The following is a 262-nucleotide window of genomic DNA, read 5'->3' on the forward strand; positions in this document are numbered from 1 at the left end:
ACCAACTGAACTACCGCTCCACTTAAGTTGCGAAGAATAATAAAGTTGTCGTGAAAAACCGTCAACCATTTTTTTGAACTTTTTGTCTGTTTAGTTAAAAAATGCGCAGCAAAGGCTAAAAGATACACTTATTGATGATAAAACTAGCAAATCAAATAGTGTTAATATTTCAAGCGGGACAGGATTCTAACGACAAGCAGGCCTGATGAATTAAAAAACTTACTGTTAAATTAACTAAAATCAGTTTTAGTTTTAGTTTTAG

Origin of the sequence: Shewanella sp. 10N.286.52.A9, from assembly GCF_041468985.1 — a bacterium.
Lineage (GTDB): Bacteria > Pseudomonadota > Gammaproteobacteria > Enterobacterales > Shewanellaceae > Shewanella > Shewanella japonica.